General features: G+C 39.5%; 17 protein-coding genes. 13 read left to right on the top strand and 4 right to left on the bottom strand.

Going from position 1 to position 20,096, the window contains the following annotated elements; genetic code table 11:
• Positions 1-240 precede the first annotated feature (240 nt).
• Positions 241-981, top strand: a complete 741-nt coding sequence (locus tag ICN11_RS00085) for a glycosyltransferase family 10 domain-containing protein (RefSeq protein WP_216228590.1) — start codon at positions 241-243, stop codon at positions 979-981.
• A gap of 10 nt (positions 982-991) precedes the next feature.
• On the opposite strand, the gene ICN11_RS00080 is transcribed toward ICN11_RS00085, so the two are convergent.
• On the bottom strand, positions 992-1,201 hold the full coding sequence (locus ICN11_RS00080) for a hypothetical protein (protein ID WP_216228589.1): 210 nt from the start codon (positions 1,199-1,201) through the stop codon (positions 992-994).
• 310 nt (positions 1,202-1,511) lie between these two features.
• Here ICN11_RS00080 and ICN11_RS00075 point away from each other — a divergent pair, with 310 nt between their 5' ends.
• Genes ICN11_RS00075 through ICN11_RS00065 form a run of 3 tightly spaced genes read left to right on the top strand, consistent with a single transcriptional unit; the run spans position 1,512 to position 4,183 of the window.
• On the top strand, positions 1,512-2,549 hold the full coding sequence (locus ICN11_RS00075) for an ELM1/GtrOC1 family putative glycosyltransferase (protein ID WP_216228588.1): 1,038 nt from the start codon (positions 1,512-1,514) through the stop codon (positions 2,547-2,549).
• 24 nt (positions 2,550-2,573) lie between these two features.
• On the top strand, positions 2,574-3,455 hold the full coding sequence (locus tag ICN11_RS00070; protein WP_216228587.1) for a hypothetical protein: 882 nt from the start codon (positions 2,574-2,576) through the stop codon (positions 3,453-3,455).
• Positions 3,456-3,502: 47 nt separating this feature from the next.
• Complete coding sequence (locus tag ICN11_RS00065; RefSeq protein ID WP_216228586.1) at positions 3,503-4,183, top strand: polysaccharide deacetylase family protein; 681 nt, start codon at positions 3,503-3,505, stop codon at positions 4,181-4,183.
• A 47-nt stretch (positions 4,184-4,230) separates the two neighbouring features.
• Here the strand turns inward: ICN11_RS00065 and ICN11_RS00060 are convergent, their stop codons facing one another.
• Positions 4,231-5,868 carry a glycosyltransferase family 39 protein gene (locus tag ICN11_RS00060; RefSeq protein ID WP_216228585.1) on the bottom strand — a complete coding sequence of 546 codons (1,638 nt, stop codon included), beginning with the start codon at positions 5,866-5,868 and terminating at the stop codon, positions 4,231-4,233.
• Between the two features lie 827 nt (positions 5,869-6,695).
• Between ICN11_RS00060 and ICN11_RS00055 the strand changes: the two genes are divergently transcribed.
• A complete protein-coding gene (locus ICN11_RS00055) occupies positions 6,696-7,712 on the top strand; it encodes a sulfatase-like hydrolase/transferase (protein ID WP_216228584.1) in 1,017 nt (338 codons plus the stop codon).
• Positions 7,713-7,735: 23 nt separating this feature from the next.
• The gene (locus ICN11_RS00050; protein WP_216228583.1) at positions 7,736-8,848 is read left to right on the top strand and encodes a glycosyltransferase; all 1,113 of its coding nucleotides are present in this window, start codon (positions 7,736-7,738) and stop codon (positions 8,846-8,848) included.
• Positions 8,849-8,884: 36 nt separating this feature from the next.
• Here the strand turns inward: ICN11_RS00050 and ICN11_RS00045 are convergent, their stop codons facing one another.
• Both ICN11_RS00045 and ICN11_RS00040 read right to left on the bottom strand, forming a co-directional pair.
• Positions 8,885-10,660: an ABC transporter ATP-binding protein gene (locus ICN11_RS00045; protein WP_216228582.1), complete on the bottom strand. Its 1,776-nt coding sequence runs from the start codon at positions 10,658-10,660 to the stop codon at positions 8,885-8,887.
• Entirely contained in the window at positions 10,657-11,859 is a 1,203-nt protein-coding gene (locus ICN11_RS00040; protein ID WP_216228581.1) for a glycosyltransferase family 1 protein, read from the bottom strand. The genes ICN11_RS00045 and ICN11_RS00040 overlap by 4 nt, the downstream gene beginning before the upstream one ends.
• A 74-nt stretch (positions 11,860-11,933) precedes the next feature.
• On the opposite strand from ICN11_RS00040, the gene ICN11_RS00035 reads away from it, so the two are divergent.
• The 7 genes from ICN11_RS00035 to ICN11_RS00005 all read left to right on the top strand — a co-directional run bounded on the left by ICN11_RS00035 (position 11,934) and on the right by ICN11_RS00005 (position 19,733).
• Positions 11,934-12,872 (top strand): glycosyltransferase family 2 protein, encoded by a 939-nt coding sequence (locus ICN11_RS00035; protein WP_216228580.1) that lies wholly within the window; start codon positions 11,934-11,936, stop codon positions 12,870-12,872.
• A gap of 43 nt (positions 12,873-12,915) precedes the next feature.
• Entirely contained in the window at positions 12,916-14,115 is a 1,200-nt protein-coding gene (locus ICN11_RS00030) for a glycosyltransferase (RefSeq protein WP_216228579.1), read from the top strand.
• A 32-nt stretch (positions 14,116-14,147) separates the two neighbouring features.
• Positions 14,148-15,137 (top strand): NAD(P)-dependent oxidoreductase, encoded by a 990-nt coding sequence (locus ICN11_RS00025; protein ID WP_216228578.1) that lies wholly within the window; start codon positions 14,148-14,150, stop codon positions 15,135-15,137.
• Positions 15,137-17,083, top strand: coding sequence for a glycosyltransferase (locus tag ICN11_RS00020; protein ID WP_216228577.1), 1,947 nt, complete (start codon positions 15,137-15,139; stop codon positions 17,081-17,083). Before ICN11_RS00025 ends, ICN11_RS00020 begins: the two co-directional genes overlap by 1 nt.
• Positions 17,084-17,134: 51 nt before the next feature.
• Complete coding sequence (locus ICN11_RS00015; protein WP_216228576.1) at positions 17,135-18,004, top strand: lysophospholipid acyltransferase family protein; 870 nt, start codon at positions 17,135-17,137, stop codon at positions 18,002-18,004.
• A 272-nt stretch (positions 18,005-18,276) separates the two neighbouring features.
• Positions 18,277-18,981 carry a hypothetical protein gene (locus ICN11_RS00010; RefSeq protein ID WP_216228575.1) on the top strand — a complete coding sequence of 235 codons (705 nt, stop codon included), beginning with the start codon at positions 18,277-18,279 and terminating at the stop codon, positions 18,979-18,981.
• Between the two features lie 5 nt (positions 18,982-18,986).
• A complete protein-coding gene (locus ICN11_RS00005; RefSeq protein WP_216228574.1) occupies positions 18,987-19,733 on the top strand; it encodes a trypsin-like peptidase domain-containing protein in 747 nt (248 codons plus the stop codon).
• Positions 19,734-20,096 lie beyond the last annotated feature (363 nt).

Raw genomic sequence — 20,096 nt, 5'->3', positions numbered from 1 at the left:
TGGCTCCAGCTTCAAGTGCTGATGGGCCCACCAGAAATAAAAGCCACTCCGAAGAGCGGTTTTTATTTGAGTGTTACTTTAGGTAACGGTTAATGCCTAGCTTTTTAAAGGTTGGAATTAATTGAGTATGTTAATGAAATATATCATTAATCCTGGGCCACCTGAGTCCGGTGCAGTTCGCTTAAGTTGGTGCCTACTGAAGCTAGTTCATAATAGTCCTTGCTCGTCCTTATCTTTCATATGAAACGTAAAACCCACATTAACTTCTCAGACTTCTGGCATCCGGATACCCTAGAAGCCAAGCTCAATAACCCGCTCTATAAGTTGCTGTCACAGCGTTTCGATCTGGTAATTTGTGACAATCCAGACTTTTTGTTGTTCTCTTGTTTTGGCGCCAATTTTATTCGCCATAGCGGTATACGGATCTTCTATACGGGTGAGAATGTTCGGCCCAATTATTCTCTGTGCGATTGGGCTTTTAGTTTTGATTATTCCGACGATCCAAGGCACTTTAGATTACCTTACTACGCCATTTGGGATGCATCGCCGCTGCTGCAAACGCGCGATGTTGAAGCCTTGATAACACGTAAAAATCGCTTCTGTGCTTTTATCTACTCAAATGCCAAGGCGAAGGAGCGTATTCAATTTCTTGATAAACTATCTCGCTATAAACCTGTGGATTGTGGCGGCAAGGTTCGCAACAATATCGGCTATCTTGTACCCGATAAAATCGCTTTTCTAATGGATTACAAGTTCAATATTGCTTTCGAAAACGAAAGTTATCCTGGGTATACGACTGAGAAGCTTCCAGAATCGTTCATTGGTAACACCGTGCCTATCTACTGGGGCAATCCGCTTATCGACAAAGAATTCAACGCTGGCGCTTTCATCAACGCCCACGAATTCCGTAACTTGGACCAGGTGGTTGAGTTTGTGGTCGAGTTGGACCGCAATGATCTACTTTATCGGAAATATCTCTAGTCACCTGCATTCATTGACGGTAAGGCGAACGAATTTGTGGATAGGAATCGTATTTTGGATCGATTCGAACAGATTTTCGAATCGCCGCCGGCAATACCACGTGCTCAAACAGTAGTGGGGCGTATCGCAAGTCTAATGTGCGAGCCACGGCGATATCGGCGTCAGATAAAAATTGCAATTCAAGCAGCAAATTTGTTTGGAAGATCGAATGACTAGGCAACCCCACACTTTTAGGATAAATCTAAGATGGCCACATTAAAAGTTCCCATTAAGGTTGGATTTTGTGCCAAGCAATATCAGTCACGCCAATATGTTAGCAAGAACTTTTCTATCCAAGTGCATAACGGAAGAGGGTCTGTTATTGTCTTATGACCCAAGTGTAGTTTCAATTGATGCACGCAGAGATAATAAACCTTCTGGATCTAATGTTACCCTTACTCATAACACCTCCTAATAAACTAAATATCAGGCTGGAAAGCGTCTGCTAAAGTGGTAGCGATTCAGAAATATGCATTACGTATCTATTGATTATGAATATCTTAATATTGGATGATGGCAGAGCAGGACATAGAAAGCAAGCAATGGCTCTATTTGCCCTCACCAATCGTATTTTGGCTAAAAAGGGTATTGGCCAAAAAGAAATAGATTGCAAAATTATTACAACAAATTTTGATAATTTATTGCAAAAAATTGTTTACAAAATAATTTTTGGAAACCTGATTAAATCAGATTACTTATTAAATTTAGTCGCCAAGATTCTGACCCCATCAATAATTTTGGAAATATCAAAATTCTCCCCCGATTTAATTATTAGTTGTGGATATTCCTCATCTTGTATGAGTGCAATATCAAGCAATAAGGATGCTTTGAAAATTGCCATACTTTATCCAGGCGCCAATTATGCAGATAAATTTAGTTTAGTCATTACTCCTCAGCATGACTTGGTCAAGATTGAAGATATTTCTAACATTGTGACAACAAAATTTGCACTAACTGAGGATCTTATTCATTGTGATAGAGGCGCTAAAAAATTAAAATTGGGGTTATTAGTTGGTGGTAATAGCAATACGCACAGTTATACAAAAAAATTCTCAAGGAATATTTGTGAGGGGCTAATCAGTTTTGTAAAGACAAATGATTTAGAGGTTATGTGGACCCCATCCCGAAGAACTCCGCCATATTTTTTGAGTATTTTTGACGATGCTTTAATGAAGAGTGATGGAGTAAGACATTTATTTAAATGTCTTACATCACCGAATGCGTCAGAAGATATCTTAAGGGAGTGCGATTGGGTGCTGGTATCTGCCGATAGTATTTCAATGATCTCTGAAGCCCTTGCAGCGGGGTGTAAGGTTACAGTGTTTAGACCTCCTAGGCGACTAGGTTTTTCGAAAAAAAATCGAGCGTTTATTAATTCTCTAGAAGCGTTAGGGTATATCAGGGTGTGTGAGATTGATGAGATTTCTAGGCAGCAATATCCTATGACACAAGAAAATAGTTATAAACTTTTTTGTGAGGACAGGAATAGCATCGAAAAAAGTATAAGTCAATTACTTCATAGGTTTTGAAGAAATAAATTGTTGAATTTAAAAATGAAGAAAAATTATAAGATCTATGACTGCTTTTTGTTCTACAACGAACTTGATATGCTGGAGCTCAAGTTAACTGAGATGTATGACGTGGTGGATAAGTTCGTGCTACTGGAGTCATGTGAAACTTTTCAGGGCTCTCCCAAAAAATATTTTTACGAAGAAAACAAGCATAGGTATGCTCGTTTTTCTGAAAAAATAATTCATATTAAGCTTGGTCCGCAGAAAAGTTTTAAAAGATACTTTTTTAAGAAATGTGGTAAGAATTGGTCGCGAGAATACTATCAAAGGGATCAGCTAAAGCTAGGCCTGGTAGATGCCCGTCCCAATGATCTTGTGATTATCTCCGATGTCGATGAGATTATTTCTGGAAAAAATTTTCCTAAAATCATCAGCTCTTTCATCAGGGGTGATATTGCCATATTTGAAATGCCATTGTTTCAATTTTCAGTAAATTATGAGTGGATATTTTCTGATAGAAGACTTCCCCAATTTCGATGCCTGGGCCCTAGAATGGTTGAATATAAGGATTTTAAAGGTGCTCAGATGTTAAGGAAAGTTAAGCGAATTTATCCAAATTGGGCAAAGCAATTTTTATTGCTGAGATTATTTTTTAGGATTCTTGGACGCATTAAATATGGGGTTTTTAATCATTTGCAGTATTTTGAGGATGCTGGATGGCACTTTACCTCAATGGGCGATTGGAAATTCTTTAGAAATAAGGTTGAATCATTTGCTCATGAGGACTGGAAAATAGGTGGGCAGTATCTCGATGAAAGTGTTTTTGAGTATTTCACTACAGCCCCCGAAACAACTCGACCATACCCCATTGAAAAACTTCCAAAATTTATACAAGAAAATCGAAATTTATTCCTATTTAGATAGGGGATTGTTGAGAATTTTATATGTTTTTTAAATTGGACCCTTTTAATATGTACTGCCCGATCATTCGCTCTTTAGCGGATCCAGGGGCTAATGAAGTTGCGATTACTATTGATGATGGCCCTAATTCTTGTACCACCTTGGCCTTGCTGGATTTATTAGATGAGCACAAAGGAAAAGCAACCTTTTTCCTATCTGGGTTCAGAGCCATCAAAAATCCAGAATTAGTGGAAGAAATTGTTTTACGGGGTCATGCAATTTATTCGCATGGTTGGGATCATAAGCGTCTTGATAAATTGCCTTATGGTGAATTAAGTCGATCAATGAATCTATGTGAACTTCTTTTGAGGAAATACAGACCAACCCCTTCAATCTATTTGGCAAGAATTCCATTCAATAGTGGGTATAGAAAATTTGCAGTTCACCGTGAACTAAAAAATTGGATTCCACGCTGTCAAATTGCGCATTGGAGTTTGCAAACTCGGGATCATGCATTTTCCGATCGCTTTGGAAATGATGCAAATCCAATTGTTAGAATTCGTGATGAGATTCTCAGGTTATTGCAAATGCAATTAAAGCCTGGGGCTGTGATTTTAATGCATGATCTTCCTATAAAAGATGATCTTATTAATGATTTGGATATTCAATTTACTATATCTACTATGAAATTTTTACTTGAAGAGCTTACTTCTCAAGGCTTCCGGTCTGTTGTTTTGCGTCCAAAAGTTTAGGCGCTACAGGATGAGTAATTTGAAGAATATAGAGTAGGGCTACTTAATCAATTTTCTAATTTTGTGGCAAGAATGATGTCTCCTTGTCGATCAATAATCTTTAAGGAAGGCAGTTCAGGCAGCCGGTCTTCTCGAAGCACTATAAATATGGGTTGACTTCCTTGTAGGCGACTGCTGAGTTCGAGAGACGTCAAAAATAATTCTGGTCTTGGTGCAATACTTAAGCCATTTTCCAATTCACCGACAATGTCTATGAATATAGCTGGTCGATTTAAATAAAAATTAGTATCTAGGATGTAGGTTTTGTAGATGGCGATCGGATGGTTTTGAATGATCGATTTATTGGATAAGATTAAGTGCTTAATAGATTTCGGCTGAATAAGATATGTCCCGTAATTTAGAGAGAATAAAAATGGGAGATAGGCAATAACAATGCGAATATTGTTTCGCCGGGGACTAATCAATTGCCACAGAAAACCCGTTGCAGCTATTAATGCGGCTCCTGATAAGACCCACCTGAAATACCCTAATGTACCAATGTATTGTGCAGAAAAAGGGATGTGGCTTGATAAGGGCCCAGTTAGAAATGCTAGGCTTAGCATGGTGAAAAATGAAATTCCTAGGCCGATTGAATTAATTACCCTATTTTCCGGGCTGGCTTGAATTTTCCCAATCAATATACTTAAGGGCGCTATTAATGGTAAAAAATAGCCAGGAAGTTGAGAGTGAGAGAATGAAAAAAATAGAAATATACTTGCGCTCCATAAAATAAAAAAATTATCAATTTCTGAAAAATTATTCTTGCAACGCCAATTTTTTATTGCATTTTGCACCACCCCATAAAGATATCCTGTCCATGGCAGCATTCCAATGCTTAAGACTATCAGGGGAAACCATGGGGATTGATTGCGATGGTGAATGTTAGTAGTAAAGCGTCGAAAATGCTCGTTGATAAAATAGAACTCAAAAAAGTTTTCATGACGTATTGCAACAAAATAATGCCAAGGAATTGTTATGCTGAAAAATAACATTAAACCTAGACCGCTTATGCAGGCTCGCAACACATCAAGGCGGTGAGTGATGATGCACCACGTCAGGATTACTAAGGAGGGTAAAATTACACCAATGAGACCTTTTGCGAGTACGGCAAGTGCGCAAAATAAATACACCAATATAAAGTAAGTTTTTCTTGATTTTTCACTGGATGTTGCTCCGATCAAGAAGCACATTAGTGATGCTGTAATGAGGCATGAGACAAGTAGATCAATATTAAAAACTTGACCAAAGACGGTGATAAATAGGGTGGTTGCTGCAATCAGACCAGCATTCAATCCCGCAACCCTGCCATAAAATCTTGTTGCCACAAAGGCGCTCAAGGCCGCAATGCTAAGCCCCGATAAAAAGGGCCATATACGTAACCCACCCTCATTTGGCCCAATTAGCCAGATTGATATTGCCCCCAGCCAGTAAAGAAGCGGTGGCTTCTCTAGGTAGGGGACGCCATTCAAGTGAGGAATGATGAAATCATTGCTATTAATCATCTCCAGTGCGATAGCGCCATAACGTGTTTCATCGGGGTTTTGCAGGCCCCGGCCCCAAAGCCATGGAAGAAGGCTAAGTGATAGCAGTAGAGCGGTAGTTAAGCAGGGGCGCTTTTTTACCCAAGAATAGAGTTTGGTAATCATCTATATATTTTCGGGTACCCTAGTTTGTAGTAAATGAATAATTGGGGGAAAAAATTAAGAGTGGGTCTAGCGCTGCAATATGTGGGTAATATTTGCTCATTTAGACAATCTTTAAAGATGCTATTGATGAAGCAACGTAAAAATATAGATGTTATATCCTATCCAACATGAAAATAATTGGATGTTGGAAATATGAATCTATGCGAACTATAACCTCACGTTGGGTATTGGCTCTTGCTACGGCATTTATCATGACGGCATTGATTCTGCTGCCAGAAATCATTTTTTCCCCCAGCGCACTAGCCCGAGATATCCAAAATAAAGAGTATTTTATTTTATTTGGAGTTTGCATATTAATCTGTACTTGTGGCCGCCCTCGTTTTGCTGCAAGTATAGTGTCGATTCTTGGTTTTATGGTTCTTACGGAAATTGGTCATTATATGTATTTTGGGCGCATGCTAAGTCCAATCGCTGTAAGACTAATGTTTCAGGAGTGGGCGGAGATTATTAATACTGGTTTGTCGCTATCGCCATATATTTTTGGATCTTTTTTAGTAATAGTATTGTGCTATGGCGTCATCATAGCAATGGTGTTCAAGTTGCAAGGATATTTGCCCTCACTGCCAAAAATTGGGGTGCCAGCTTTAATCTTGCTCATGATATTACCTGCAGTATTGGTATCGTTGCGCTCTGATAAATTATTTTTTGCTGATAGATCTCACTATCCCATCGTGATTAGGGCGATATTCGCATATTCTATTGGTTTGGAATCTTGGTTTTTAGCGGGGAAATGTGATGCGGTAATTCATCAGATTCCAAGTTTGAAAATGAAGCAACCGCCAGCACGAGATGTGATTATTTTAATGGGTGAAAGTCTGTCTGCCTCGCACATGTCTGTGCTTGGTTATGAAAGAAAGACAACCCCATGGCTCGATGGGCAGCATAGTAATTCATTGGTTGGCTTTAAGGCGGTTTCAGCTATCTCGGCTGGGGTATCTACTCGTGGAGCTTTGCCATTATTTTTTAATGTTGTTAATAACCCAGTTGATAGGATTGCCATAGCTAAAGGAGCGACAAATTTATTTCGTCTTGCTCAGGCCAATGGGTTTGATGCCACTTTTATTACTTCTCAGAACGAGAATGTGATGCAAGGCGTTGACCTCAGTGGAGTAAGGGTGATAGATGTTCAGAAATGGAAAAAAATATGGGAGAAGAAGGGGGACTTAGGTTTGATTGATATGTTGGATAGGGTTCCAGCTTCGTCTCATCGTTTTATCGTCATTCAATTTAGAGCCCCTCATTCGCCTTATAGTGCATATATCAAAAATAGACCGGATTTGCATCGATTTACATCAAGCGATAACAATAGCAGAGGTGCTGAAGTTGATAGCTACGATAGCGCAGTGCTCTTAGTAGATGAGGTTGTCCAGGGTATTGTGGAGCACCTGAAGGTTAGAGAGAATTCCTCCTATCTCATCATGACTAGCGACCATGCAGAGTTATTGGGTGATAAAGGCCGGTGGGGGCATTCACTTTTGGATATTGATGTAGCCCATGTCCCTCTGATTCTGATTGCCCCTAAGAGTGATCGACACTTTTGGAAATGGGCTAACGCTAATTCCATTTATTCCCACTACCAAATAGCCCGTGAGGTGGCTTTCCTATTGGGTGTAACAATGGCGGAGCAGGCTGGCGATAAAAATCTGTTTTTAAACGGAGCATCGCCTTTTGGTGCCGATGGTTATTTGAAGTGGAGGGAGCTGAATGGTCAGGCAGTTGAGGTGGGGCGCGCTGTGAGTGAATGTAGTGAAATGCAGCATGTCAATTTAAAATCTATCTATTAAATAAGCTAATTTTAGAAAAACGCATGATTAGAGTTTTGTATGTTGTCCCAACCTTAAATGCTGGTGGTGTTGAATACGTTATTCATGCTTCTGCGCTAAGATTGAAAAATAAAGGCATTGAGGTAGTTGTGGCTTGTTCCTCGGGTAAGATGTGCCAGAGTCTTCGTGATGCGCAAATTAAAGTTATTAATATTGCCATTCATAGAAAGAATGTTTATCACATCCTTTTGAATGCATTTAAATTAATGCGCATCATACAAAAATACAAAATCAATGTCGTGCATGCTCACTCTAGAGCACCAGCATGGTCCAGTTATATTGCCTGTAAAACTACTTCAACCCATTTTGTAACAACATTTCATAGCTTTTATGGGCATTTTCTTCTAAAAAAAATGTACAGCAAAGTAATGACTTATGGTGACATCGTTATTGTTCCATCGCGGGCTTTGTTAAGGCACGCGATTGATGTATATGGAGTTAATCCCGAAAAGATGAGATATGTGCCCAACTGGGTTGAAAACTCAGACGGTAATACTAGTAAGGCACTAGACGATTTCAAAAAAAATCTTCAAATTAGGGATGGTACGAAGGTGGCATCTGTTATTGCAAGAATAACTCGATGGAAGAGTCTCAATCTGATTTTGCAATCTTGGACCCATTTTCGCCAAGAGAATTGCGTTCTGATCATCGTGGGAAATATAGTTAGTAAAAGATATTTCAAGGAGGTCGTGGAACTTTGCTTGAAGAGCGGTATGAATAATTCAGTAAAATTTATCAGCGGATCTAGAGAGAGCATTGAGAATGTTTTAGCGATAAGTGATCTATTAATTTCTTCATCTAGCTCGAAGCCTGAAGGATTTGGTTTAACTATGCTTGAAGCCGCATCTCGTGGAGTTCCGGTAGTTGCGACCAGTCATGGCGGTGCATTGGATATAGTTGTGGATGGGGTAACGGGATATTTATTCCCTCCCAATGATGTTAGCTCTTTGACTCAATGTATTGCTACAATATTTTCAATGTCAAAAGATGAAAAGGAGAATATGTCAATTTCTGCAATTCGTCATGCAAAAAACTTTAACCCAAGCCAATCCATTGAGAAGCTTCTTTCTGTCTATATGGGATTAATAAAGCACTAATTCATATGTCCAATGCATTTGATGAGATAGTTCTATCTAGACTACGCTGATTTCTTGATCCATAAGATAAAGTTTGGTATAAAGCCCATTATTTTTAAGTAGCTGTTTATGGGAGCCAAACTCAACAATTGCACCTTGATCCATTACCACGATTAAATCGGCATCAATAATGGTGCTAAGGCGATGTGCGATGACAACTCGTGTCGGCTTATTTGGTAAATGAATGATTGCCTGCTTGACGTCTTGTTCAGAAATATTATCCAGTGAAGAGGTTGCCTCATCCAACAGAAGAATCCGGCTGCCTTTAAGGAGCGATCTTGCAATGGAGAGCCGTTGACGTTCACCGCCCGATAATTTAATGCCTCGGGCTCCAATTAAGGTGTCGTAGCCCAGTGGAAGCGAGCTGATAAATTCATGAATAGCAGCAGCTTTTGCTGCATTTTCAATTTCCGCGCGAGTAGCTTTGGGGTAGCTATAGGCGATATTATTGGCCACGCTATCATCAAAAAGAAGCGTTTCTTGGGTAACCATGGCAATGCTATTTCGTAAGGATTTTTGTGTAACGTTTTTGATATCTGTGCCATCGATTAATAACTTCCCGCCAACGGGATCAAAAAATCTTGGAATAAGATTGATTAAACTACTTTTCCCGGCGCCAGATGGACCCACTATCGCTACTGTGCTACCTGCTGGTATTTTTAGATTGATCTTGCGAAGGCATGGTTTATCTTCCGAGTAATGAAAATCAACGTTTTCGAAAACGACTTCACCATTTCCAACTAAGAGCTCATTCGCATCTGGAGCATCTTTTACTTCGGAGTCTAAGTCTAGAATTTCTTTGATGCGTTCGGCTGCAGTAATGCCCTCTTGTATAGAATTTCCAAAATCATCTAAACGTTTTAATGGGCGGTAAGCAGAAATGAGGGCAACTAAGATGGTGGTTAAAGCAGGTAGCGTCATTACGCCTAGATTCGCTCGCCAAGATCCTACTAACATTACAAGAATGATACAGGTGCCAGTTATCACTTCATTAAGTGGGAGTGAGAGAGATCGGGCTCGTAAAGTATCTAAATGTAATTTGGATAAATCTTCAAATGATTGGTGCATTCGATCTGTTTCTCGTTCTTCAGCGCTAAAAATTTTCACTAGACGAACATTGAATAGAGTTTCTGAGATTCGAGATATCAGTTGTGATCTGCTTTCTAGTAATTGACGCATTAATTTTTTTCGACGAACTGAGAGTTGCCCCTTTCCAATTGCAAGCAAGGGAACTGCAATCATCGCTACTAATGCTAATTGCCAATCTTGATAAATAACAATCCCGATAAGAAAGACGAAGGAGAGAGTATCTTGTAAAGAGCCAACAAATATTCTGCCAGTAATATCCCTTACTAATGCGGTTTCCTCCATGCAGATTGCTGATAATTGCCCAACATGGTTTCGCATTAAATAACTTACGTCTAACTTTAATATATGGTTAAATAGATCCCGCCTTAGTTCTGCGACTATATTCAGTCCTGTTTTTTCTAATATGATTGTTTGAACATATTGGCTAATTCCTGCCACTATTGAAGCGAGCATTATGATTATTGCTATCAACATGATTGGCATAGTTGGGTGATTGCCGAATGATGCCTGCAAAGCCGGCTTGATCATCATGATTACTGTGCTTGACGCCATCACGGCAACAATAATGGAGGCCCAAATGATTGCAAAATTTTTGCGATGGGGCCAAATATAGGAACGTATTAGCCATAGAAATGTTTGGCTTTCGACTGTGCTAAAGCCAAATTTGCGAAGTATAAAGTTCATTTGTTCAGGGTCAGCATAATATTGGATAGAAGTGTTCTCAAATCTTCCGAAACCATCGACCAATTTCGAGGTATGTAAGCCCTTTTGATTTTAAGTTCTAAGCTTAACCTCAGTTCATTGTTTTTCACTAAATTGATTATTGTTTCCTTCCAATTTTGATGGTCTAGTGGATCAAGCATTATGGTAAACCCTTCCCCAGCCTCGGGCAGGGAGGAGGTATTGGCGGTGATGCAGATCTTTCCGTAGCCTAGACTTTCAGTTACTGGTAGACCCCATCCTTCATATCTAGATGGATATACAGAGAATAGACAGTTGCCATAAAGCCAAGATAATTCATTGTCAGTCGGAGACTCAATGTGTATAACGCTTTTTTGAAGTCTAGGGTCTAACTTTATACGTTCAATGATTTTATCTGCACCATTACCTTTAGACCCGGCAATAACTAATCCAATTTCACCCATTTTTGAGTTATTGGAGAATTCAGACCATATATTTAGTAAAAGAGCGTGATTTTTTCTATCCGTAATACTTCCTACGCACAACACAAATCTTTTACAAGGTAGCTGATACTGGCTGGGCCGTTCGGTTTGATGAATGGTATCGCAGCCTAGGGGAATTATTGTTAATTTTGGGGGTAATATTTTTGTTTGGTGGCAAAACTCTAAAAAATCATTTTTGGTATTTTCTGAGTTGCAAATTACGGTATCAGCAGCTGTTGCGACTAAAATACCAGATCTAAATCTTTCGACATATTCGTTTGATTTTACCCAGTGTGGAAATTTAACTGGAATCAAGTCATGGCAAAAAGAAACATGATGAAAATTATTTTTTTTACGCACACTTTTAAAGTAGGGCCATCTACCTAAATGTCGTATGGCATCGCATTCCAGATAGATATCGGCATCTTCTAGTCGGATAAAAGGACCAATGGATAGAAGCTTTTGTTTTATTCTCTGAAATTCAATATTTTTAGAATGTACATTAATTTCTGAAGAAGAAAATCTGTTTAAAAAATGCTCTACCCTACTTTTTGAAATTTTCATAAAACCAAATGTGTTTCGACAGACATAGGCCACATCCCACTCATTTGGTGCTTGTAGCAGTGCTCTTATGAAGGCCCTTTCAACTCTGTCTATCCCATTGGGCGTGGTTGAAATGGATCGCACAGTATTGGTGACATCTAAAAATATTCTTGCCATATTAATTGGAATCCCCTTGGTGGATGGGATAATCGACAGTTAAATAAATTATCTTTGTTGAGATGGCTTATATTATGATGAGTAGTCAGGGTATTTCCGTAGTTATTCCAGTTTTTAATCGTGCCTATTGCATTTCTCAAACGTTACAGTCTATTTTTACTCAGAGTGTACCTGTTGATGCGGTGATTGTTGTCGATGACGGCTCTACTGATGGTATTAGGGATGTGATAGAGCGTATGTCATTTATTAGCCCGATTCCATTAATCTTTCATAGGCAGGAAAATTTAGGGCCTGGTAGAGCTAGAAATGTTGGCGTATCAATGGCCCAATCTAATTACATACTGTTTTTAGATTCGGATGATGAGTTGTTGCCAAATTCCATTGAACGTTTTCAAAAGGCAATCGTTGAAAATAACTTTCCAAATATGGTTTTTGGTGGACGCATAACATTACTGCCAAATAGAAAAAGTCATTTGACTTCTCCGCCTCCTTTATCAAAGGATAATTGGATAAACTTTAGAGGTGAATTGCTTAGCCTGCGCCCAACTGTTGGTATTGGTGCAGCTGTTATACAGCGTGAGTTTATTCACCAGCTTCCGTTTCCAGAAACATTTCGAGTTTGTGAGGATTTGGCATTTTATTCATTGATATTATTGCATGGACGATGCGTTAGATTTTCGGAGGCGCAGGTAAGAATAAATCAACGCACACACCATTCTTTTCGAGATGCAAATTTATTACTCATTGAACATGAGAATGCATACGCTTTCCCGCTAAAAAAATTACCAAATACCCCAGAAAAAATTCAGTTACAAAACGAGCTAAGGGCGCTCCCTTTGTTGCGAACATTTCGTGAGCTGCATCGTGCAGGTGCAGATAAAATGGCTCGATCTTATTATTACAGCGCATTTCGTGTTAACCCTTGGGCGGCATTAAACATTAGTTATTTGAGAAAGTTTTTGCGTGGGCTCTTAGGGATAAAACATCCAGCAGCGAACAATACAGGGCGCTAGTGAGTATTGAATTTAGATTTATAAAAATATTCAAATAAATTATATGGCTCGAATCGTACTTGATATAAATCTTATATACCGCTTAAGGGGTAAAACCTTAACTGGGATTCCGCGACTAGAGAGAGCTCTTTTTGAATTTTTGTCGAATGAATTTGCTGGCGATGCTTTATTTTGCATTGGCAAACCTTTTGAGAAGGGGTTTATTCCTGCTTCTAATTATTTTTTAAAGCAGCTTAAGTGTAATAAGCTTCCCTCATCTTGGGATCGATTAAAGAATAGCTTGATCAAGAGGTTGGATGCCATTAAGGGGGCTATGGGAATCAGACGTAGCATTGCTTGGGCTAAGGGGGATTGCTATCTGAATGTCAGTCATTTATGGATGACTATCAACCAAGTAGACTACAAAAAATTTCGTCAAAATACTGATCTGAAAATTATCTTGTTTTGCCATGATTTTGCACCTCTATTGTTTCCTCACTTTTATTCACGTTCAGCGCATAAGAAATTTTCTTCTTCACTAGGAATGCTTGCGAAAGCTGATCTTGTGATATGTAATTCTCAATCCACATTATTGGATTTTCAAAAGTTATGTATTGAATTGGGACAAGAAATGCCTAAAGTAGCTATTGCAACCCTTGGAGCTAATTTATCTCGGGACATAGAGGGGGTGGAGGTTAAAAATTATAACTTTAATTGTGAAAAATTTATTCTTGTGGTTGGTACAGTAGTTGCTCGAAAAAATTATGAATTGCTATGTGATCTTTGGGAAACATTTGCCGATGATGATGTAATGCGGCATGTTGATTTGGTGATCGTTGGAGATCGGGGGTATGGCGCTGAGAGTATTTTAAATCGAATTGCCCGCGATCCAAAATTGGTTAATCGAGTATTTCATTTAAAGGATATCCAGGATTCACAACTTGCTTGGCTTTATAAACATTGCCTTTTCACGCTGTATCCTTCATTTTATGAGGGATGGGGAATCCCCATTTCAGAGTCCTTGGCCTTTAATAAGCTATGTATAGCATCATCTTCCTCGTCCATGCCGGAAGCTTCGCAAGGGTTGGCTATTCACTTAGACCCCCTTGATTTTGTAGCATGGAGGAGCGCGATTAAGTTTTACGTGCTTGATGACGATGCACGTTATAGGGCTGAGTTAAAAATTTCGAATGTATATAAACGCGAAGAATGGCATGAGATTGCATCTAAAATAATCGAATTGATACTGTCTAATAAGCATTAATTCTCAAATACCTATTATCCTGAATAACCAAAATGAAAAAAGTTCTTGTAACCGGCGGTGCTGGTTTTGTTGGTCGACATTTATGTAAGGCTTTACTTGATAGAGGTGATCAAGTGATATGTGTAGATAGTATTGTTCCTCTGACTGGGGGGATATGTCCAAGAGAAAAAGGCTGGCCACTGTATAACCCATTTGATTATTCTAATTTTGAATATATAAAACAGGACTGCAGAAATTACTTTCAAGTTAATTTAGATGCAGATTTTGATGATGTTTTTCATTTGGCGGCAATGGTTGGTGGTCGCGAAATGATTGAATTTAATCCCCTTGCGGTAGCTGAAGATCTAGCAATTGATGCATTATTTTGGAAATGGGCTCAAAAAACAACCCCCCAAAAAATTGTTTGTTTTAGCTCGAGCGCAGCTTATCCAATTGGCCGCCAAGGTCCTGAGAGTTACATCCTCTTGGAAGAGGGGATGATTGATTTTAATGGCGACATAGGTATGCCTGATATGTCTTACGGTTGGGCAAAACTAACTCATGAGTATTTAGCTCGATTGGCTCACAAGAATCATGGATTAAAGTCGGTAACCTATAGACCCTTTTCTGGCTATGGAGAGGATCAAGATGGCGCATATCCATTTCCAAGTATTTGTCGTAGAGCGCTTGATGGGGCTGGAAGCGATACGCTCATGGTTTGGGGTACGGGTAATCAAATGAGGGATTTTATATATATCGATGATTGTATTTTAGGCGTGCTGTCTACTATGGATAAAGTTGATGATGGTTCTGCGATTAACCTTTCCACGGGAATATATACATCATTTAAGGATTTTGCTTTGATGGCGGCCAATGAAGTTGGCTACAACCCTAGGGTAATTGGCACCAGCACGAAGCCTGAAGGGGTTTTTGCTAGAGCGGGGGATACTAAGAAGCAGAGAGAGTTTGGGTTTTCCGCGGATATGACGTTCAAAGATGGCATAGTGAAAGCCTTGAGTTATTTTGAAAAGCGGAGGCGGTAGTGAGCAATTTACCTAAAACCTTATTGGGAAGGTTTGGAGTTATTAAGCTATGGCCTGACATCAAGGTGGCAGAAGATGAAAATATAGAGAGACTTAAAAAGTCTGCCCATAGTTTAGGGTTGGAATGTATCGTGGTTGATTGGCGAGGAAGGCTCATGACACCCCCTTTCACTCAAATGACCCAGAAAGATCTCGATTTTGTTATCCATTTGCATTTTGAAACCCCTAAAGCCTATAACATTTTTTCATTTGTGACCCTATGGAATCCGGAAAAATTTTTCCACGACTGGGGTTACAGGAAATACACGACTAATTTACTTAGTCATGATGACTTTTTAAGTTGCAATGGCACGGGTGCGGACAAAATGATTTCCCGTATGATTTGCAATGACCCGACTCGTTTAAAACCATTTTTCAAAATGTTTTGCTCACTATCTGAGCCAATTATGGAGCCCGGTATAGGGGAGGGTAAATTATTTTATGCAGGCATAAATTGGGAGCGGCTGGGTAAGGGTAAGTCTCGACATCAGGAAGTTCTGAAAATGCTCGATTCGAGCGGTTCAATAAAAATTTATGGGCCACAACTTCTTCATGGTGTAAAGGTGTGGGGTGGTTATAGGGGTTATATGGGGGAGCTACCATTTGATGGGATTTCAATGGTGAGGGCCTTAAATCAAGCTGGAATAGCCTTAGTACTTTCATCAGAGGCCCACTTAGAAAGTGAAATGAGCTCAAATCGATTATTTGAAGCCCTAGCAGCTGGAGTTGTTTCTATTTGTGATGAGAATCCATTTTTCCGAAAATATTTTGGAGATACTCTTCTGTACGTTGATACGTCGCTTCCGGCGAATAAAGTGGTTGATCAAATTAAATCGCATATCAATTGGGTTATACAAAATCCTCCAAAAGCGATTGAGCTGGCTAGAAAGGCTCAGGAAATTTTTCAAAAAGAATTTAGACTTGATTCATCCTTGAAAAATATATACGAAGGGTTGTTGAGCCGAAAGACGGCGCTTGAGGAGCGATGTCTATCAAAGGATATTGTGAGTGAAAAAAAGGTTCATTTATATCTTGTTGTGAAGGAATATGATCGGGAGAATCTTAAGCGACTGTTGAGCAATGCGTGCTCTCAAAACTATCAAAATATTAGATTGGTGCTGGCCGTTGATATTGCGGAGTCTAATGAGGGTGAGGTATTGCAATTAATTAATGAGATAGGTGCTTCTATAGAGCTACGCAAAGTCAATTTTAAAAAATTAAGTGGAGCTAAAAAAGTTTCTTGGCGAAAAATGGGGTCAGTAATCAGGGATATTCTGATTACTGACCCCATGCTCATGGATGGAGATCTCTTTTGTATAAATATGCCAAATGAGACTATATTTGCCGACCATATTAGTCGCTTAGTGGGGGCACTTAATGCAGACCCCGGTAAAAAATATTCTTATTGCCCAGTTTTAATTCCAGAACTTTCAAATAATAAGGGTAATTTTTTCATCTCCTGGGGTGCTGGTCTAACAAATTTAGATCAACATACTCCTGGTTGCTACGCCCAACGATTGTTTGTCTGGAATTCTGATGATCCTATCGTCGATAATTTATTGCCTTATTTAGATCATTTTGCGCCGGTTGCACTATCAGGCTTGATTGATGGCGCTAAATCGCATAAGCCAACCCTTTTAATAGAGTCATTTCAAATAGCTAATTTAAATTCTCAAATTGTAAATATTGAGCAAGAGCGAAATATTATTCGAGATCAGAATCCATTTCTGTTTGATTCATTTGATCGCGCGCAATACCATGGAGAATTGAGCTCGCCTGAATTCGTAAAGCTGCTGAGGCGACTGCCACAAAAACAAAAGCGTCGAATTTTCATTGACTTACTTAGAAATACACTTCTTCCAGGGTTTATTTATAAGAAATTTCCGCGGTTTAAAAAGGCGGAATAATAGTTGCAAAGTCTATTTTTTATTAAGCCAAGTCAATTCAAATAATCTAAGATGCTAGATAAAATTTATGCCCGATCTGCTATTTTAATTTTCTGGCTTTTAAGCTTCCTCCCCCTTTCATGTTTGCATATCTTGGGAACATTTTCTGGGATCGTGATGTGGATTTTTCCAGGAAGATATAAAAGAAGAGCAAGAGAAAATTTTCAACAGGCATTCCAAAATAGAGGCGCATTTGTTGATTGCTTGGTTTTAATTGAAATGATGAAAATGTATTTAGAGCTTCCTTATTTGTGGGCGCCTAGAAATTTTCAAAGACTTAATAAGTTAGTTTCTAGTGGGGATTGGGGTCCAATAGATCGGGCTCTGGCATTGGGTAAGGGTGCAATATTTGTTTCTGCTCACGTTGGTTGTTTTGAAATGCTTTTGCCTTACATAACGCAGCGATATTCTGGAGTTGGTATATTTAAAATACCGCGAAAAAATTGGATCAAACTATTTCTTAGTCGCTTTAGAAAATACCCAAATTTACAAATGGTGCCGGCAAATTCGAGAGGGGTAAAGGAACTCATTGGCACGCTGCAAAAAGGTCGGCCTATTGGGATTTTGGCAGACCATATTCCTCCAGAAGGCGGTGGAGTTTACGCTCCGTTTTTCGGAAGACCTGCCTATACTATGAATCTTATAAAGCGCCTTCAATTGATTCGAGAGAGCCCGATTTTTATAGTTGGTGTGGAACGGCTAAATCGAAGTAAAGGTTACCGATTCCATGCTATAGCACTTGGCGAATTGCTTTCGGATGATCATCAACTTGCAGCAACGCAAATTAATAAGGCTTTGGAGGAACTCATCTCGATAATGCCAAACCAGTATTTATGGGGTTATAACCGCTATAAGCAACCTAGACCCGGTCCAAAATCCTGATAAGTAATTGGTCAATGGTTTCATTTCCTGACTGTGTAATTACCCAAGGGAATTGCTTGCGATAAGTGATTCACGGGGCATTTACTGATGAGTATGGCTGGGCAGCTTGTGGTGCCAGATAGGTTTGTCGGGGAGTGTGTGGATATCTTTGATTTAGCCAATCTCGATGGTCAAAAGTAGGTAGTCGCATAATTGGGGGTTATGTAAATAGATCGCTTGGCTCGAGAATTGATCCGAAGTACCATTAACAGATGCCAGTCAAATACCTCCTTTTGGATACAAATTTAGTAGCTGGCTATTATTTGCCAAGATCTCTTAACTCCATTAGAGCAAAAGAGCGAATTCAAATAATCCTGGATTCGGTTAGATCGAATGAAGCTGACCTCTTTTTATATATTCCCAATTTTTGTATTGCAGAAACCTTTAGCGTTTTTGCAAAACATGCCTTTGGGCACTGGAATAAACACGTTAAAAAGAAGAGAACGATTGATAAGCGGGTTTACGATTCAATTTGCGACCAATTTGTTCGCGATATCCATAATGGAAATTTCTTTTATCACTATGAATTATCTAGATATCATGTTTTGGCGATTGATCTGGTCGCGCCCATTGATCATTATTATCAAATTACAAGGGGCAAGAAGAATCATGCTCCGATGGGGGCTTTTGATCATTTAATTATCGCTATGGGGATTCATTTGGCACACATTCACGGCAATGAGAATGTGTGCATTGTGAGTGCGGATGATCGACTGACAAATGTTTTAGAAAAATGCAAATCAAATATTCCCCCTAATATTATTAAAAAGCTTAAGCTCGATTCTGCCCAGAAAGTGACTGGAAAGGAATTCTCTTCAAAGTTGTTTCCAATGCACCTTAACTTAAAAACAGCTACGAATTTAGAGATGACTCAAGTTTTTGGCTCTTGGCCACTAATGGTCGGCGAACATCAGTCGGCATATCGCTGGGTAAAGTAGCCTATATGTCAGTCATTGCGCAGCCATCGGTTCAGTCGCTCTTTATTGAAATGCAGTTTAATGGGCAGATCCTTTCGACGGCAACAGGATTTCTAGTAAACACTAGTAAAGATACTTATTTAATTACAAATCGTCACAACGTTACAGGGCGAAATCAAGAGACCGGTGATTTACTCTCAAAAACCGGCGGCATTCCAAATCAAATTTCTATACTTCACAATAAAAAAGGCGCTCTTGGACAATGGGTATCTAAGTTGGAGCCTCTTTTGGTGGATGGTGTGCCCCGTTGGCATGAGCACCCAACGCTCGGCGCAACAGCAGATTTTGTTGCTTTGTCTCTAGCTAACCTCGTCGATGTAGAACAAATTCCCTATGATCTGGCTAATCCTGGGCCTGATATTTTTGTTGGTCCAGCTGACTCTATTAGCGTGATAGGCTTCCCTTTCGGAATGGCTGCTGGTGGCGTATTTGGGGTTTGGGCTACAGGATTTCTAGCTTCAGAGCCTGCTATTAACTATGGTGGACTGCCTATTCAGCTTATTGACTGCCGTAGCCGCCAAGGACAATCCGGATCTCCCGTGATTGCGTATAGAAGTGGTGGAATGGTGGCCATGTCAGGCGGAGGGTCTGCTGCATTTGGCGGCCCGGTGTCTAAGTTTATTGGCATTTATAGTGGCCGTATAAATGCTGAGTCTGATATTGGGGTTGTATGGAAGGCTTCAGCAATTAAAGAATTAATTGATTCTTTGTAAAACTCGTAATTCCCTGTTATTCCCTGTTCCCAAATCATGGATTTGGTCAGATGGCTATATATTTAGGGAGTTGGCCGTCTATTTTTAGAAAAATCAGGCCTATTTTTACCAAAATTCCCTGTAAATTTCCCTGTTAGCAGGGTGGGATACAGAGACAATATGGGCGCTGACTACACCCACCGCCAGCCAGATGTTGTATTTGTAAATACAGAGAAGATATTCCTCAAGCCCCGCCATGAACTGACCCACAAAAGTTGGACACTAAATCCAACTCAAAGGGGTCAGCTTCATGAGCAAACACAGCACTCAGTTCAAGCTAAAAGTGGTTACTGAGTATTTAAGGTCTGGGGGCTACCTCAGGGT

Source organism: Polynucleobacter sp. 78F-HAINBA (genome assembly GCF_018882325.1).
Taxonomy (GTDB): domain Bacteria; phylum Pseudomonadota; class Gammaproteobacteria; order Burkholderiales; family Burkholderiaceae; genus Polynucleobacter.
The sequence above is the reverse complement of the archived record's forward strand: the minus strand, read 5'-3'. Positions and strand labels throughout refer to the sequence as shown.

Coding starts and splice junctions, on each gene's coding strand:
- ICN11_RS00085 (WP_216228590.1), top strand. CDS start 241: ATGAAACGTAAAACCCACATTAACTTCTCAGACTTCTGGCATCCGGAT.
- ICN11_RS00040 (WP_216228581.1), bottom strand. CDS start 11,859: ATGGCAAGAATATTTTTAGATGTCACCAATACTGTGCGATCCATTTCA.
- ICN11_RS00025 (WP_216228578.1), top strand. CDS start 14,148: ATGAAAAAAGTTCTTGTAACCGGCGGTGCTGGTTTTGTTGGTCGACAT.
- ICN11_RS00030 (WP_216228579.1), top strand. CDS start 12,916: ATGGCTCGAATCGTACTTGATATAAATCTTATATACCGCTTAAGGGGT.
- ICN11_RS00065 (WP_216228586.1), top strand. CDS start 3,503: ATGTACTGCCCGATCATTCGCTCTTTAGCGGATCCAGGGGCTAATGAA.
- ICN11_RS00045 (WP_216228582.1), bottom strand. CDS start 10,660: ATGAACTTTATACTTCGCAAATTTGGCTTTAGCACAGTCGAAAGCCAA.
- ICN11_RS00055 (WP_216228584.1), top strand. CDS start 6,696: ATGAAGCAACCGCCAGCACGAGATGTGATTATTTTAATGGGTGAAAGT.
- ICN11_RS00035 (WP_216228580.1), top strand. CDS start 11,934: ATGATGAGTAGTCAGGGTATTTCCGTAGTTATTCCAGTTTTTAATCGT.
- ICN11_RS00015 (WP_216228576.1), top strand. CDS start 17,135: ATGCTAGATAAAATTTATGCCCGATCTGCTATTTTAATTTTCTGGCTT.
- ICN11_RS00050 (WP_216228583.1), top strand. CDS start 7,736: ATGATTAGAGTTTTGTATGTTGTCCCAACCTTAAATGCTGGTGGTGTT.
- ICN11_RS00070 (WP_216228587.1), top strand. CDS start 2,574: ATGAAGAAAAATTATAAGATCTATGACTGCTTTTTGTTCTACAACGAA.
- ICN11_RS00005 (WP_216228574.1), top strand. CDS start 18,987: ATGTCAGTCATTGCGCAGCCATCGGTTCAGTCGCTCTTTATTGAAATG.
- ICN11_RS00075 (WP_216228588.1), top strand. CDS start 1,512: ATGAATATCTTAATATTGGATGATGGCAGAGCAGGACATAGAAAGCAA.
- ICN11_RS00060 (WP_216228585.1), bottom strand. CDS start 5,868: ATGATTACCAAACTCTATTCTTGGGTAAAAAAGCGCCCCTGCTTAACT.